Origin of the sequence: Nostoc sp. CmiVER01, assembly GCF_034531135.2 — a bacterium.
GTDB lineage: Bacteria > Cyanobacteriota > Cyanobacteriia > Cyanobacteriales > Nostocaceae > Nostoc.
The window spans coordinates 125,359-141,225 of record NZ_JAVRBU020000013.1; the positions used below are offsets into that span (position 1 = coordinate 125,359).

9 protein-coding genes and 1 pseudogene are annotated in these 15,867 nt (G+C 40.7%); 4 read left to right on the plus strand and 6 right to left on the minus strand.

The window, feature by feature from the left end; all coding sequences use genetic code 11:
• Nucleotides 1-32: 32 nt before the first annotated feature.
• Nucleotides 33-3,476 carry a PA14 domain-containing protein gene (locus tag RMZ43_RS22920; RefSeq protein WP_322653016.1) on the minus strand — a complete coding sequence of 1,148 codons (3,444 nt, stop codon included), beginning with the start codon at nucleotides 3,474-3,476 and terminating at the stop codon, nucleotides 33-35.
• A gap of 1,447 nt (nucleotides 3,477-4,923) precedes the next feature.
• On the opposite strand from RMZ43_RS22920, the gene mgtE reads away from it, so the two are divergent.
• Nucleotides 4,924-6,324 (plus strand): magnesium transporter, encoded by a 1,401-nt coding sequence (gene mgtE / locus RMZ43_RS22925; RefSeq protein WP_322653015.1) that lies wholly within the window; start codon nucleotides 4,924-4,926, stop codon nucleotides 6,322-6,324.
• 55 nt (nucleotides 6,325-6,379) lie between these two features.
• Here mgtE and RMZ43_RS22930 read toward each other — a convergent pair whose 3' ends face one another.
• On the minus strand, nucleotides 6,380-6,637 hold the full coding sequence (locus RMZ43_RS22930) for a hypothetical protein (protein ID WP_322653014.1): 258 nt from the start codon (nucleotides 6,635-6,637) through the stop codon (nucleotides 6,380-6,382).
• Nucleotides 6,638-6,815: 178 nt separating this feature from the next.
• Nucleotides 6,816-7,697 (minus strand): SDR family oxidoreductase, encoded by an 882-nt coding sequence (locus RMZ43_RS22935; protein WP_322653013.1) that lies wholly within the window; start codon nucleotides 7,695-7,697, stop codon nucleotides 6,816-6,818.
• Nucleotides 7,698-8,391: 694 nt separating this feature from the next.
• Between RMZ43_RS22935 and RMZ43_RS22940 the strand changes: the two genes are divergently transcribed.
• Together RMZ43_RS22940 and RMZ43_RS22945 are read left to right on the plus strand one after the other, a co-directional pair.
• Complete coding sequence (locus RMZ43_RS22940) at nucleotides 8,392-9,993, plus strand: peptide ligase PGM1-related protein (protein ID WP_322653012.1); 1,602 nt, start codon at nucleotides 8,392-8,394, stop codon at nucleotides 9,991-9,993.
• 399 nt (nucleotides 9,994-10,392) lie between these two features.
• The gene (locus tag RMZ43_RS22945; RefSeq protein WP_322653011.1) at nucleotides 10,393-11,613 is read left to right on the plus strand and encodes a calcium-binding protein; all 1,221 of its coding nucleotides are present in this window, start codon (nucleotides 10,393-10,395) and stop codon (nucleotides 11,611-11,613) included.
• 12 nt (nucleotides 11,614-11,625) lie between these two features.
• On the opposite strand, the gene RMZ43_RS22950 is transcribed toward RMZ43_RS22945, so the two are convergent.
• Nucleotides 11,626-12,435 carry an SAM hydrolase/SAM-dependent halogenase family protein gene (locus RMZ43_RS22950; RefSeq protein WP_322653010.1) on the minus strand — a complete coding sequence of 270 codons (810 nt, stop codon included), beginning with the start codon at nucleotides 12,433-12,435 and terminating at the stop codon, nucleotides 11,626-11,628.
• 111 nt (nucleotides 12,436-12,546) lie between these two features.
• On the opposite strand from RMZ43_RS22950, the gene RMZ43_RS22955 reads away from it, so the two are divergent.
• Nucleotides 12,547-12,702: an arginine synthesis PII-interacting regulator PirA gene (locus tag RMZ43_RS22955; RefSeq protein WP_167755997.1), complete on the plus strand. Its 156-nt coding sequence runs from the start codon at nucleotides 12,547-12,549 to the stop codon at nucleotides 12,700-12,702.
• Nucleotides 12,703-12,832: 130 nt separating this feature from the next.
• Here the strand turns inward: RMZ43_RS22955 and RMZ43_RS22960 are convergent.
• Nucleotides 12,833-13,586, minus strand: a pseudogene (locus tag RMZ43_RS22960) (Uma2 family endonuclease).
• A gap of 343 nt (nucleotides 13,587-13,929) precedes the next feature.
• A complete protein-coding gene (gene aspS / locus RMZ43_RS22965) occupies nucleotides 13,930-15,717 on the minus strand; it encodes an aspartate--tRNA ligase (protein WP_322649185.1) in 1,788 nt (595 codons plus the stop codon).
• Between the last annotated feature and the right edge of the window lie 150 nt (nucleotides 15,718-15,867).

A 15,867-nucleotide genomic window follows, 5' to 3' on the forward strand; every position in this document is an offset into this window, starting at 1 on the left:
TCTGCTTCCCTCACTCCCCCTACTTTCCCACTCTAAACAGGTCGGAAGCGATCGATCTCACCCCCGGTCAAGTTTGCATAGTACAAATTACCATCCTTTCCAGTGGTAATTTGTACAGGAACTCCTAAATTTGGTCTGTCTGCTTCAGAAGCAAACCGCTTAACTGAGACAATTTTGCCCTGATTATCGAATTTCAAAGCATCAATAGTTCCTTGACTGAAATCACCAACGAATAAAGCACCTTGATAGATTGAGGGAAAAGTATTGCCTGTGTAAAAGTCACCCATAGTAATCGAATTAGAACTAAAATGCTTATAAGTGTAAGCTGGTGCTGTAACAGTTTTGTCACTACTATAGAAGGCTTTCGCTGCATCTAAAGTAGAATACTTTGGTTGTTTCAGATTGACGATATTGCCATTTGCATCAAGACCACCTTCATAGAATGGCCAGCCAAAGTTAGCTCCTGGTTTTCCGATATTGACCTCCTCGTAAGAATCGAAGCCAACATCACCAATTACAGGGGTATTGGTGTTTTTATCAATTGTAAAACGGAAAGGGTTACGCAAACCTAAGTTATAAACTTTGGAACGATTGCTATCAGGATCGCCGTTATAAAAAGGATTACTTGATAAGCCTTGACCAGTAATTGCATCAATCCGCAGAATCTTGCCGGACAGATTATTGACATCCTGAACACGAATTGCTCGTGGATCTATCCCATTGTAAGAAGTACCATCTCCGAAGCTCACAAACAAAGAACCATCGGTGCCAAAGCGCACAGAACCAACTGAGTGAGATTCACTATCATTAGCTATAAAGTTTTGGACATTTTGGACTTTATCAATATTATTGAGATAATCCTGTAAGCTGGTAAACGGCTTACCAGTATCTTTGTTGAGAATTCCTGATGGTGCCAAGCCAAGTGAGACACTTGTGCTATTTCCATCTGGGTGGCTAATATTCTCCCAAGTGCCATTAGTACCTAGCAGCACAACTTCACTGCCAGCAATAGCAGTAGTGTAATTAGTCTTGGGGTCAGCTTCTACCCTAATTAGCCGTGCAGTCCGATTCCCATTCTGATCTGGATTGTCTAATGTGGTATTGGGATTGTTTTTAGAATTGTTTGGATTGGTTTCTGGTGGATCGTAGGTATACAACAGGTAAACATAGTTTTTGGGGTTTGTGGCTTTGCCAAAATCTGGATGTACGGCAATGCCTAAAAGACCGCGATCGCGCGTATCATTAACCTGTCCAGAGATGTTGATGAATGGTGTTGATAATAGAGTGCCATTGTTCAAGACTCGCACCACCCCATTTTTCTGGGCAATGAACATGCTTTTACCGTCAGATGTCCAGTCAAAAGCTGTAGGTTGATTTAAACCAGAAGCTATAGTTTCTAAAGCAAAGTTACCAGCGTCATCATCAATAATAGTGATAGTTGTCTGTTGAGTATTTAACTGTACTCCAACTGCGTTACTGAACTTCAAAGTAAATGTTTCATTTTCCTCGCTAACAGTGTCATTCTTAAGGGCGATAGAAATGGTTTTACTGGCTTGTCCTGCTGCAAAGGACAAGGTTCCAGATACAGCCTGGTAGTCAGATCCAGCTTTAGCAGTCCCATCCCAGGTTATGTAGTCTAGGCTAGCAGCCCCTGAACTGTTACCCCGTGTAACTGTCACTGTAGCAGTACCGTCATTCTCATTAACTACTGGCTTACTGAAATCGAGGCTAGAGTGATCGTTATCTTGAATTGTAATTCCCAGAGTTCTTTGAAGTCCTAATGTTGCTCCCTCTGTCTGATCGATGACAAAACTAAAGGTTTCATCTGCTTCTACTAAGGAATCGTCATTAATTGGAATGGATATCTGTCTGCTGCTTTGTCCTGGGGCAAAAATAAGTGTTCCAGCGCTTTCGGTGCCTTCACTTCCGTAGTCAACTCCTGCTGTGGCTGTACCAGCTAAGGTTGCATACTTGACTGAAGATGTGCTGCTTAAATCACCAGTTCTCAACAACGTTAAGGTCACATTATCAGCACCTTCGTTGACTGTCATGGAAGATGATCCTAATGTGATAGCGGTTTGAATATTTGGTGAATATAGTTGTGATTGAGGAATAATTTCTTTGGTCTGAGAAGAACTTGACCAAGATAGTTGAGAAACTGCATAGCGTGTATTGTCGTAGTACTCAAGTTTAATATCGTACTTCTGACCTGCAACCAGTGCGATCGCGCCACTGTATTCTGTAGCAGATTGATTGACAAATTTATTGATGATTTGCTGACCATTCACCCACAGTCGCACACCATCATCACTTGTGGTGTAGAAGTTGTAAGTCTCACTGTACTTGGCTTGCACCTGACCCGTCCAACGCACTGAGAAAGTATCTGCACCGATAGATGGATCTGGAGACCTCTCACCCCAGTTAAAGTTGACTGTCGGATCTGTGCGAGTTTGCTTCAAGTTAGTGAAGTCGATGTTGTCGTAGTACTCTGCTTTGAGTCCGTTGCCATTACCAACTGTGCTGACATTACTATAGAGTTGCGATTGGGGAATGATTTCTTTGGTCTGAGAAGAACTTGACCAAGATAGTTGAGAAACTGCATCGTATTTATTTTCGTAGTACTCAAGTTTAATATCGTACTTTTGACCTGCAACCAGTGCGATCGCGCCACTGTATTCTGTAGCAGATTGATTGACAAATTTATTGATGATTTGCTGACCATTTACCCACAGTCGTACACCATCATCACTTGTGGTGTAGAAGTTGTAAGTCTCACTGTACTTGGCTTGCACCTGACCCGTCCAACGCACTGAGAAGGTATCTGCATCAATAGATGGATCTGGAGACCTCTCACCCCAGTTAAAGTTGACTGTCGAATCTGTGCGAGTTTGCTTCAAATTGGTGAAGTCGATGTTGTCGTAGTACTCTGCTTTGAGTCCGTTGCCATTACCAACTGTGCTGACATTACTATAGAGTTGCGATTGAGGAATGATTTCTTTGGTTTGAGAAGAACTTGACCAAGATAGTTGAGAAACTGCATCGTATTTATTTTCGTAGTACTCAAGTTTAATATCGTACTTCTGCCCTGCAACCAGTGCGATCGCACCACTGTATTCTGTAGCAGATTGATTAACAAATTTATTGATGATTTGTTGACCATTCACCCACAGTCGCACACCATCATCACTTTTGGTGTAGAAGTTGTAAGTCTCACTGTACTTGGCTTCTACCTGACCCGTCCAACGCACTGAGAAGGTATCTCCATCAACAGATGGATCTGGAGACCTCTCACCCCAGTTAAAGTTGACTGTCGGATCTGTGCGAGTTTGCTTCAAGTTGGTGAAGTCGATGTTGTCGTAATACTCTGCTTTGAGTCCATTCCCTTGAGATAATACGCGATCAATGCTTTGTAGAGATGATTGAGGAGTTATTGGACTTAAAGATGTTGACAAAAGTTGATTTTGTGAATCAGTCATTGAGATATATGCCTCACAATAGTACTAAAAGTAATTCCATAACAAATGTTCTAGAATCAGCTTGATATTGAATATTTTTTAAAAATATATACCTTTTTTAGATATCAATATTATTAGCGCAAATATATAATTAGCTGATTAATATACTTTTTAATTTCAATCTTTTTCCATTTAATTACTGATACAACTTTTTCTTACCTATCTAGTGTTTTGCTAAGTTACTTTATTAGCATCTATACTGTTTATTGAGATAAAACTTATAACAAGACAGTATAAAGTTATATACCTTGCTTTATCTTCCTTAAAAGCAGATATATATAAAAATGTGTATGACAAAAAAATCAAAGATTACTTTAAGGATGTATTAGTTCTTACAAATCTTTGTTTTATTTCGACAATTTCCTAACTTTTGATAGATGGAAATATAAGTTTGATGAATTTAATCAAAAATTATAGATCACCTCCCTGAGAGCTTCTAATCTCACTTATATACAGGTGTATGAAGTTGAGATCAAGCAACCCTAATCGCGGCGGATACCCATCTAACTAGCTAAACTAATATCTTTACATATTATTACTTAAGTATTTTTATGGAATCAATTAATTTACCATTTGACAATAGTTTAGGGGCTTCTGTCCATCTTCTTCATGGAACCTTGTTTAAAGATTCATATTGATTTATCTTTTTTAAAGGAATATAAAAGTTTTGATGATCTTAAAATAAAAATTCCTGATCTACCGGATGAAGTTTTTGTTTTGTATTTACATAGTTTTTACTTACATAAAATTTAGATAAAGAAGATATTTAATATTTAAAGATTTGAAGAGGTCTTGTTTATCTATGCTTCATAATTGAGTGTTAATTCATATCTTTGTTATAAAACCCAGCAGAGAATAAGCTAATCAGCATTCAGTTGCATAATCAGGATGGGCAAGATACCAACTCTACAAAATATTGATAAAATTTTGATATGCGAATTAGATGTGTTTTAACTTAGTATTAAACGTCCAGTAGAGAATAGTACTAACAAGTAAAAAAGTGATTTTGCAAAAGCTTTACCACTCTATGTATTTAAGATAGAAAACACAATCTGTTGGAATTAAGAGATTATCGTACTTTTCGAGTAAGCTTGTTGTCGGTGGACTATCCAGGGAATAGTTACACGACAACTTCTCTACGTTCCCTGCGGGACGCTGACGCGTAGCTTGCTTCCTTGGAGGAGTACGCGTAGCGTGTCGTAAACTAGACGCTTTGCGTAGCACAATCCCCTACAGAGTAGGTTGAACGTAAGGAATTATCAGCGTTTGAAACTCTGATTATTTACTTATTTACAAAAGTTTTCAATTTATTTAAAGTCAGAAAATCACAAGTTTAGCCCTGCACATTCCCACTTTCCCCTAGACTAAGGGCAGCAACCTTGTTCAAACTGGCTAAGGAAAGTGGACTTTGACTGAGACTAACAATTTTAACTCTACCATTCAGAATGTCTCACGCAGGGAATTGCGAGATTTAGTGCGGACTCAGCTGCAAATGCTCCTAGAAGCGGGAGACTTGCAGGGAGCAAAAGCTATTCTCGTGCCTGTGCAGCCTGCCGATATTGCTGAAGCGATTGAGGGTTTGCCAGAAGCGATGCACGCTTTGGCTTTTCGCTTGCTTTCTAAAGATGAGGCTATCGAGGTTTATGAATATCTCGACTACAGTGTTCAAGAACGCTTAATTGAGGAACTTAAAAGTCAGGAAGTCCGCGATATTGTCGATGAAATGTCGCCGGATGACCGAGCTAAGTTATTTGATGAATTACCGGCAAAAGTCGTTAATCGTTTGCTAGAACAACTGAGTCCAGCAGAACGCCAAGCTACAGCCCAACTATTGGGTTATGAAGCTGATACTGCTGGGCGAATTATGACGCTAGAGTTAATCTCGCTGAAAGAAAACTTTACAGTGTCTCAAGCTCTAGAGCGAATTCGCAACCTAGCTAATGCTAGTGAGATGATTTATTATCTTTATGTCATGGATGCCCAAAGGCGTTTAACGGGGATTGTATCGTTGCGGGAGTTAGTTACATCTCAGCCTGAGCAAATTATTGGCGAAATTATGACCCGTGATGTGGTGTTTGTCCACACTGATACAGACCAAGAAGAAGTTGCTAGATTAATCCAAAGATATGACTTTCTAGCTGTGCCAGTGGTAGATCGAGAACAGCTTCTAGTAGGTATTGTTACCGTCGATGATGTAATTGATATTCTGCAACGCGAAACCACCGAAGATATCTACGCCTTGGGTGGTGGTGTGCAGTCGGGGGGCGACAACTATTTTCAGATGAATTTACTGGAAATCGCTCGGAAGCGGGTTGTATGGTTGTTGGTTTTACTTGTAACTAATACTATTACAGGAACGATTATTAAGTCACAAGAAAACCTTTTGGCACAAGTGGTGACACTGACGGCGTTTATCCCTTTACTGACTGGTACTGGTGGTAACGTGGGTGCCCAGTCTTCCACAGTGGTGATTCGCGGGATGAATACCGATGAAATCCGATCGCTTGGTGCATTTCAGGTAATTGGCCGAGAGGCGATCGCAGGGGTATTATTAGGAGGAATGTTAGGTACGATCGCTACTGTCTGGGCTTATTTTCTGCAAGGACGATTAGAAGTAGCGATCGCTGTTGGCACTAGTCTGGTAGCTATTTCTCTTTTAGCTTCTATCTCCGGTTCAGCACTGCCATTTCTATTTCGCTACCTCCGTTTAGATCCGGCATTAATGTCAGCACCATTCATCACTACAGCAGTTGATGTCGTGGGCGTTTTGATTTACTTCAATTTGGCACGGGTAATTTTAAAGTTATGAAAAAAGTTATTAGTCATTAGTCATTAGTGAAGAATAAAGTACAAATGACTAACTTTTACAATTCTGTTTCTGTATCTGGAGCAACAATTTCGCCAGTACCTAATTGCAATATCGAGTCCTGGTCAGTAATCAATCCACTAAGTTCTTTTACTTGTAAATTCATGTCTTCACAAGCTTGTCTAAGTTCTTTGGCAAATTTGTTGAGGTCTTGACCATAGCCACATTGATAAGCAGCAGTTTCAATTCCTTGCTGGGCATTTGCTCTAGCACAATCTACTAGTTCTGTGCCATTCAGTGGTGTAGGAGATGCCATAGACGTACTTATTATTTCTTAAATGTTTGCTGCTAGATAGAGTATCAATATTCCCGCATTTACTCATCCCTCCAATGGAAGACCATCAGGGTAGAGTTACAAGTAATTATTTTTTGTCATTAGTCATTAGTCCTTTATCCAAAGTGAACAACCAATGACCAATAATTAACTATTTCACTTAACCATTGACAACATCTCCACCATTGACGTGTAACACTTGTCCAGAGACATAAGAAGCATCATCAGAGGCTAAATATACATAGCTAGGAGCAACTTCTTCTGGTTGTCCGGCTCGTTGCATCGGTACTTGTTTACCAAACGTTTCAACTTTTTCTTCAGGGAAAGTTGAGGGAATTAAAGGTGTCCAAATTGGGCCGGGCGCGACAGCATTAACGCGAATTCCTTTAGATACTAAATTTTTTGATAAGGAACGAGTAAAAGCAACGATCGCACCTTTTGTAGAGGAATAATCTAGTAACTGTGGACTACCTTTATAAGCTGTTACCGATGTGGTATTGACGATAGAACTGCCTGCTTGTAGATGCTTGAGTGCAGCTTTAGTCATGAAAAACATCGAGAATATATTAGTGCGAAAAGTTCGCTCTAGTTGTTCTTCGGTAATTTCTTCGATACTTTCTTTGGGATGTTGTTCGGCGGCGTTGTTTATAAGAATATCCAGTTTGCCAAATTCCCCAACTGTTTGTTGAATAGCTTGCTGACAAAAACTTTCATTGCCAATATCACCTGCAATGGTTACTGCACGACGCCCTTGTTTTTCTACCAACTGTTTTGTTTCTTTGGCATCATCGTGTTCATTGAGATAAAGAATTGCTACATCTGCACCTTCTTTAGCAAATGCGATCGCTACAGCACGACCAATACCACTATCTGCACCTGTAATCAATGCCACTTTATCTTGTAACTTGCCACTACCCCGATACTGGGCATCATCTGCCTTGGGTTTTGGCGTCATTTCTGATTCAACACCTGGTGCTTCTTGCTGCTGTGGCGGTTGTAATTTTTGCTCTTTTTGGTCTTTTTTCTCTTTTGATTTAGCCATAGGTTTTGTCTCGCTAGTTTAATATTGATTGAATGTAATTGGATATCGGGAAAAGCCGTTTCCAATCATCTACTTCCCATTTCAAAACTAAACCTTGGATCGAAACTTCAACCCAAGGTTTAATTTTTGTTTTGGCTTCTACTAGCCATTGCAACTTTAGGCGTTTATACCCACGACGCTTACCAAACTTACTTATAACTGGCAATTGTACGCGGCTGACATTATTTCTCCTCACACCTGACTCACACTATTCACCGACCACGAAAACCAAGTACATAACTCTCAATACAATGAAGAATTTCTGCTTCTCATGTGCTTTTAAGTTAACTATTATGTCGCTGTCCTTTATCACTCCATAGAGGTAAAACAAGCTGAAATTTGCTCAACCTTAAGACATAGAATAAATTAAATAAATTAGAGTTACTGAAGTAGTCTATAATTAATAGACATTTATTGTGCCTCAATAATTAAGCCATTTTCGCTAAATGAAAATTAAGATTTATACTTGATCACTTAGTGGTTAACAAAAATACTTACATAAATACCATCCATTTTTGTTAATGTTAATATTTATTTAGACTGATATTTGCATAGTTGCTTTCTTGCAGACTAAAAGGTATCTGACGACTAGTTTGCATAATAGCCCAAAAGCCTGCATGGTGCGCTACATTGAGATTATTAGAGGGTAGGGGTTATGGCAACACTAAATATTTCTGAGTCAGAGCAGGTTGAAAAGTTTCACCACTTACAATTAACCCTGAGCGATCGCTGGAAAACGAGCGAGTCATTTGACAATAATGAAGCGGATATTTTAATTATTCCCTCCCTGAGTCTCGACCAGCGCGAACTCCGAAAGATTGAAGGCTGCGAACATTATGAAGAAAGATTACTATTTTCCTTAATTCGGTTGCAAAATCCCCGGACTCGGCTGGTTTATGTAACATCAGTACCATTGCATCCTAGTATCATTGATTATTACTTGCAACTGTTGCCAGGAATTCCCTTTTCTCATGCTCGCAATCGGTTGCTGCTACTTTCTACTTACGATTCCTCTCTTAAACCCCTGAGTCAAAAGATTTTAGAACGTCCCCGCCTGCTTAAGCGGATTCATGAAGCTTTGAGGCTAGATAAATCATTTATGATCTGCTACAACTCTTCGCATTGGGAAGGCGAATTGTCTGTAAAATTGGGTGTACCTTTGTATGCTGCCGCACCAGATTTACAAATTTGGGGGACAAAAAGTGGCAGTCGGCAAATCTTCGCTGAAAGTGGAGTACCGCATCCAGATGGCAGTGAAAAAATTTGGAACCATACAGATTTAGCAGAAGCTACCAGCGATTTGTGGGAACGACAACCCACATTAAAACGGGTAGTAGTGAAACTCAACGAAGGCATTTCGGGAGAGGGAAATGCATTGCTGGATCTTAGACCAATTGAGAATCTAGCACCGGGTAAAGGTACTCATGACGAAAGGGTAGCAGCAATTAGCGATCGCTTCTCAACAATGCGCTTTCAAGCAAAGCAAGAAACTTGGGATAATTTTTCGGGAAGAATCCCTGAGTTGGGAGCAATTACCGAAGCATTTGTAGAAGGGGAAATTAAGCGATCGCCCAGCGTCCAAGGAAGGATCACACCCACTGGTGAGGTGGAAATCCTTTCAACCCACGACCAAATTCTTGGAGGCCCAGACGGTCAGATTTATCTTGGTTGTAGCTTTCCGGCTGATGAAAGATATCGATTGCAATTACAGCAATTGGGGTTACAAGTTGGCAGAAAGTTAGCAGAAAAAGGCACTTTAGAGCGATTTGGTGTAGATTTTATCGCCGTTGACAAAGGTAATGGAGATTGGGATATTCAGGCGATTGAAATTAACCTGCGTAAAGGCGGTACAACTCATCCATTCATGACCTTGAAATTATTAACGAATGGTCGCTATGACCTTTCCACGGGTTTATTTTATAGTCAACAAGGTCGTCCAAAATATTACATTGCCACTGATAATCTGCAAAAAGAGCGCTATCAAGGATTATTACCAAATGATTTGATGGATATCATTGCTCATCACAGACTGCACTTTGACAGTGGTACTGAAACAGGTACAGTGTTTCATCTGATGGGTTGCCTTTCCCAGTTTGGCAAATTGGGATTAACCAGCATCGGAGATTCTCCACAACAAGCACAAGATATTTATAACAAAGTCGTCAAAGTTCTGGATGAAGAAACCCGTAGCGAAAATCGTGATTTATCGGCGATTTCAGATTATTCTTTTCCCGTGGCTTGGGATGAGTATAGTTAAAGAATATTGTTTGCAATATTCTTTTATATTATGTCCGGGTAATTAGTTCTGATTCCTGTAGTCATTGCACCCTACCCCGCCAAAGCTATGCTTTATTTCCTCTAAGAGCAGGCGGGTAGGGCGATCGCGTTTCAATATGTATTCTTTTGCCGTTAACCTGACTTGCTCAATTTCTTACAGAGAAATTGAGCAAGTCAAAATGTAAAGTCTTGTAAAAATAATTCATTTTTGCATAAAACTCGCCTAATTAAACCAGAGATAAAAATAGAGGGAAAGTAAACTTCTGGAGTGCTAAACATCCTTTCAAGCATTCAAGTTTGACTTCAAACAGCATTAACAGCAACTTGAGAATTGAATTGACTGTAAAAGTAGTGAAATTGATTTAGTTAGGTAAAAGTTATGGCAAATATCATTGGAACCAACGGTAATGATCGCTTGGATGTTGGAGGTTCATCTGACAATAACCTGCTCGATGGTGGCGATGGCAATGATGCTCTCTTAACCCTTGGCGACAACGCCTATTATTACTTTTATCCCTCTTTAGGCAATAATACCCTCAACGGTGGCGCTGGTGATGATTACTTGAATATTGACTTTTCAACAGGCAATAACCTGCTCAATGGCGGCACTGGTGATGATAGCTTGGATGCTAAAGGTTCAGAAGGCGATAACCTGCTTAATGGTGGCGCTGGTGACGATACTCTTGACGCCAGTTACAAAATCATAGGCGATAGCGGTCCACAGGCTATTCCCTCCGAAGGTAATAACACCCTCAACGGTGGCGTTGGTGATGATCGCTTGAATATTAACCTTTCATCAGGCAATAACCTGCTCAATGGTGACGATGGTGACGATTCTCTCTTTAGTTATACCTCCTTTGATAGCCTGTATTACTATTACTATTCACATAACGTTCCTGGCAATAACACACTCAACGGTGGCGCTGGTAATGATACGTTAGATATTGAGTATTCAACAGGTAATAACCTACTCTCTGGAGGCGATGGTAAGGATACGTTGGATATTGGCTATTCAACAGGTAATAACCTACTCTCTGGAGGCGAGGGCAATGATTCTCTTAGTGCCTCTGGCTACTACGAAGACGACAACTACCAACTATATCTTAGGGCATCTGGCAATAACATCCTCGACGGTGGCGCTGGTAATGATACGTTGAATATTGACAATTCAACAGGCAATAACGTACTTTCTGGAGGAAATGGTAATGATTATCTTAGTGCCTCTGATGCGTTAGGCAATAACACCTTCAACGGTGGTACTGGGAATGACACCCTAATTGGAGGATCTGGTACTGATACCTTTGTTTTCAATAATTTCAATGAAGGCATTGATAGTCTTTATGGCTTCAACGCTACTAATGAAGTTATTAAAGTATCGGCTACTGGTTTTGATTGCAGATTATCAATCGGTTCACTTAAAGCAAGTCAGTTTACGATTGGAACATCTGCAACCACTTGCACTCAACGATTTATCTATGACTTCACCACAGGTGCGCTGTACTTTGACCGAGATGGTAGTGAGGGTAGTTTTACTCAAATACAATTTGCACAACTGTTTGGTGGAGTTTCACTAACTGAAAACAATTTTGTGGTTGTTTAATTACAGCAAAATTTAGAATTCAGAAGTTAGCACAACTTGAAGCGTTTCTTGCCAACCTAACTGCAACTTTGAGTAAGCATTGCCACTATTAATGGCAATTTCTATCCATCCGTGACTACCAACTAAAGCTATTATCTCTCCCACCTTGACATCACTGTAAGTTTCACAGCCTGGTATACTCAATCCAGCAGCTTGCACAGACCAAGTTTTGCCTTGTACATAACTTCCTGCAATGTTGCTCACTAAGTTGCCAAAGTGGTCAATATATTGAATGCAACCCACTACACCAGTGGTTGTTTGCTGGCACTCGCCTATATGCAGTTTTACCAAACTTGCTGGATCAATTTCTTTTCCTAGCTCTTTAAGGGAGACACCACTAGCAAGATTAGCTCCCACTGGTGCAAAGATATCTCTACCGTGAAAAGTCTTGCTTGGTTGAGGACGCCAATAGTTAAGATTTGTAAGTTCAACAGCTGCGATCGCTGGACTTTGACTGAGTACGCCGCTAAAAATACCATTATCTGGGCCTACGAGAAACCCTTGAGCAAATTCTACTGCGATCGCTCGTCGCTTGCTTCCCACACCCGGATCTACTACTGCCACATGTACTGTCCCAATTGGGAAATAGGGGTAAGCATTCATCAAAGAAAATCTGGCTGCGGCTATGTCTTGCGGCAGAATTTGGTGCGTTAAGTCTACTACCGTAAGTCTGGGGTTGATTTGGGCTATGACACCCTTCATTATGCCTACATAAACATCGCGATCGCCAAAATCGCTCAGTAAAGTTAGGAGTTGTTGTTGGCTTATCTGCTTCTTAGACATATTTTTGATAAAATATATATTAAGTTAGAAATTTCTGTAGCAACAGCTACAAAAATTGTGTTATGTTAAGAATGTAAGACATAAAGCAAAAAATTAAAGAAGGTAATCACTATGAATCAAAATAGACTACAAAGTGGCAGAAAAGCACAAGAAGCTCACAGAGAGAATATTCAAAAAAGCCTAGAACATCGCTTGCAAGTAGCCAGAGCAAAGGGTGACGAACAGCTGATTCGTCAACTGGAAGCTGAAATGAGGTATTCCAGCTAAATCAAGTTTTCAATGTTCTTAGTTTGTTGTGTAACCCGCTATGGCGGGTTTTTTTTGTTTTGAGGAGGTTTCCTAGCAATTTCGTTCTTACAGCGTTTTTCAATTAATTGAATTAGCCCACTCCCCACCCTCATACTTCTGGCTCAACACCCAAGGCTCGTAACTGTGCCGCCAAGCGTTCAGATCGTTGCAGAGCAGTTTCTTTATTAGCTTCTCGCTCAAGTTCGGCTCGTAAACGTTCTTGTTCAGCTCGTTCTGCACCAGTAGGAATTACATTACCCGTAGTGTCACACCACCTCAGCCAAACATCCCGCTTACCTTCATACGCACCTTCCCACAAACATAAACCTAGCTCAACTTCAGTCAGCCATTGCTCACTCATGGGTATATATTGCCGCCCACGCAACTCGTATATCTGTAAAACTTCACCACCAAGTTGTCGAGTTGGATCAAAGATAATGTAGTATATTACCCGCATCCTGGCATACTCTAAGATTTTTCGTCCTGTTTCATTGCCTTCTCGATTTGAAACAATTTCAATCACTACCTCTGGCGGTTTACCAAAATCCCAGAAAAAATAAGAGCGATGCCGTCTTTCCCACCAGTTATCAGCTACTTGTACATCCAGGCTCAAAAATACATCAGGTACAATCGGCGGTTGTTTGTTACTGGGAAACAACCCTACATTGGACAGCCACAAGAAACCCTTGGGCATTACTAGGCCCGTTCCAAGAACTGTAAAGTGTTTCTGCCAGCAGGCGTTGTTGTTTTTCAGATGGCAGATTATCCAAGGGTTCATCGTCCTCTGTCACCAGATGGCTAACATCTGGTAACAAATCTTCTGGTAATAAGCCAGCGTCTGTCAAGATGATAGATTCACTCATAAATAATTCTGGAGGTAGCAGCTTAATTCTATTGTGACAGCAGCATTAATCCCTTTCATCCTACCAGTAGATTTTCTACACCTATTGTTGTCGTAGTTGCTACCTGAATAATCTACCTTATTGCGATCACTACTGTAATGCATTAGAAATTGTTAGATAGCCAATTTCTGGCAGTTGCTGCAAAATGGAGAAAAAGAACACTTAGAGTGTTTAGAGCTTCCCTTAGAATACAGTCCATCAATTAATGAAAGGCAAAGGGAGCATAATAAACAGAACAGAAAAGTTAAAAAGGAATTGAGCTATAAAAGCTTACTTTAACTGTCTGTACTCCCCTTGCGCTTTGTTAAGACTTTGGTTTATAAGTTGAAGCAACGTGCAATTCTTTCAACTGTTTAGCATCTACACTCGAAGGTGCATCTGTTAACAAACAACGTGCTTGTTGTGTCTTCGGAAAAGCAATTACATCTCGAATAGATTCTTCTCCAGCTAGCAACATTACCAAACGATCTAAACCGTAGGCGATGCCACCATGCGGTGGTGTACCATATTCAAATGCTTCTAAGAGAAAGCCAAATTTACTTTGTGCTTCTTCAGGAGATAAACCAATCGCTTCAAATACTTGCTGTTGAACTTCTCGCTGATAAATCCGCAGACTTCCGCCGCCAACTTCTACGCCGTTGAGTACTAAGTCGTAAGCTTGAGCGCGTGCAGTTTTTAAATCGCTCAAATCATCAGGATGTGGTGCTGTAAATGGGTGGTGCAGTGCTTCTAAACGTTTTTCGTCAGCATTCCACTCGAACATCGGGAAATCTGTAATCCAGAGTAAGTTGATTTTTTCTGGATCAATTAAGTTAAATTCTCTAGCGATCGCTTGCCGTAATCTATCTAATGTTTTATTAACTGTAGCAGCTTCCCCTGCCCCAAATAACAGCAAATGTCCAGAAGAAGCACCTGTGCGGCGTAAAATTTCTCCTTTTTGTTCCTCACTTAGGTTATCTTTAATCGCGCCAATGGTGTCAATTTCGCCATCATCTCTGACGCGGATAAAAGCTAAACCCCTTGCACCGGCTTCACTGGCTTCTTTAAATAAATCACCGCCTGGTTTAATACGGACATTAGAAATTACATCGTTACCGTTGGGAATGGGCAGGATTTTGACGATACCGCCATTGGTAACAGTGTCTCGAAAGACTTTGAAACCAGAGTCTTTGACAATATCTGATACATCAACTAATTCCAAACCATAGCGAGTATCTGGTTTATCACTCCCGTAGCGTTCCATCCCTTCTGCGTAAGTTAGCCGGGGGAAAGGACGCTGTAATTCAATGCCTTTAACTGTTTTGAAGATATGGCAAACTAAGTTTTCATTCAGTTCGATAATTTCTTCTTGAGACATGAAGCTCATTTCCATGTCCAACTGAGTAAATTCTGGTTGTCTGTCGGCGCGTAAGTCTTCGTCACGAAAGCAACGGGCAATCTGATAATATCTATCTAAGCCGGATACCATCAGCAATTGTTTAAATAGCTGGGGTGATTGCGGCAAAGCATACCACTCCCCAGGATTGACGCGGCTTGGTAGAACATAATCCCGCGCCCCTTCTGGGGTAGAACGGGTAAGTATTGGGGTTTCGACTTCAATAAAACCTTCCAAATCTTCCAGATAACGACGCATGGCTTTGACAATTTGATGACGCAGTTGCAAATTTTGCGCCATGCGTTCGCGTCGCAAATCCAAATAGCGATATTTCAACCGCAAATCTTCCCGCACTGTCTCGGTGTCAGCTACAGAAACTTGGAAAGGTAACTGTTTGCGAACAGCATTCAGGAGTTGAATTTTATCGGCGTAGATTTCTACCTCGCCTGTTGGGATGCGGGTATTCAACGATTCATCGGGACGTTGCGTTACCCTACCAGTGATTTCGACAACATATTCATTTCGTAGGGCATTCGCCTGTTCGTAAGAATCTGGGGTGCGTTGCGGATCGCTGACGATTTGGACAATTCCAGAGCGATCGCGTAAATCTAAAAATATCACACCACCGTGATCGCGGCGACGGTCTATCCATCCGTAAAAGGTAACAGTTTCTCCAATATGTTCTTTTCGGAGTTCGCCGCAATAGTGAGTTCGCATAAGTCTTAGTTATTGTTTCCGGGCTAGATTGGCAAGCAAATGTCAAAGCTTTCCCATTATCTAGCATCAATAGTAATTGTAGTAGTTCTACTTGAAGAAAAAATGGAATAATCTCATATTATATATAGGAGAATCCATGACATCAGAAGG

Bases quoted from the DNA above. Each gene is read 5' to 3' on its own strand.
- aspS (WP_322649185.1), bottom strand. From the start codon at position 15,717: ATGCGAACTCACTATTGCGGCGAACTCCGAAAAGAACATATTGGAGAA.
- RMZ43_RS22930 (WP_322653014.1), bottom strand. From the start codon at position 6,637: ATGGCATCTCCTACACCACTGAATGGCACAGAACTAGTAGATTGTGCT.
- RMZ43_RS22955 (WP_167755997.1), top strand. From the start codon at position 12,547: ATGAATCAAAATAGACTACAAAGTGGCAGAAAAGCACAAGAAGCTCAC.
- RMZ43_RS22920 (WP_322653016.1), bottom strand. From the start codon at position 3,476: ATGACTGATTCACAAAATCAACTTTTGTCAACATCTTTAAGTCCAATA.
- RMZ43_RS22950 (WP_322653010.1), bottom strand. From the start codon at position 12,435: ATGTCTAAGAAGCAGATAAGCCAACAACAACTCCTAACTTTACTGAGC.
- RMZ43_RS22945 (WP_322653011.1), top strand. From the start codon at position 10,393: ATGGCAAATATCATTGGAACCAACGGTAATGATCGCTTGGATGTTGGA.
- RMZ43_RS22935 (WP_322653013.1), bottom strand. From the start codon at position 7,697: ATGGCTAAATCAAAAGAGAAAAAAGACCAAAAAGAGCAAAAATTACAA.
- RMZ43_RS22940 (WP_322653012.1), top strand. From the start codon at position 8,392: ATGGCAACACTAAATATTTCTGAGTCAGAGCAGGTTGAAAAGTTTCAC.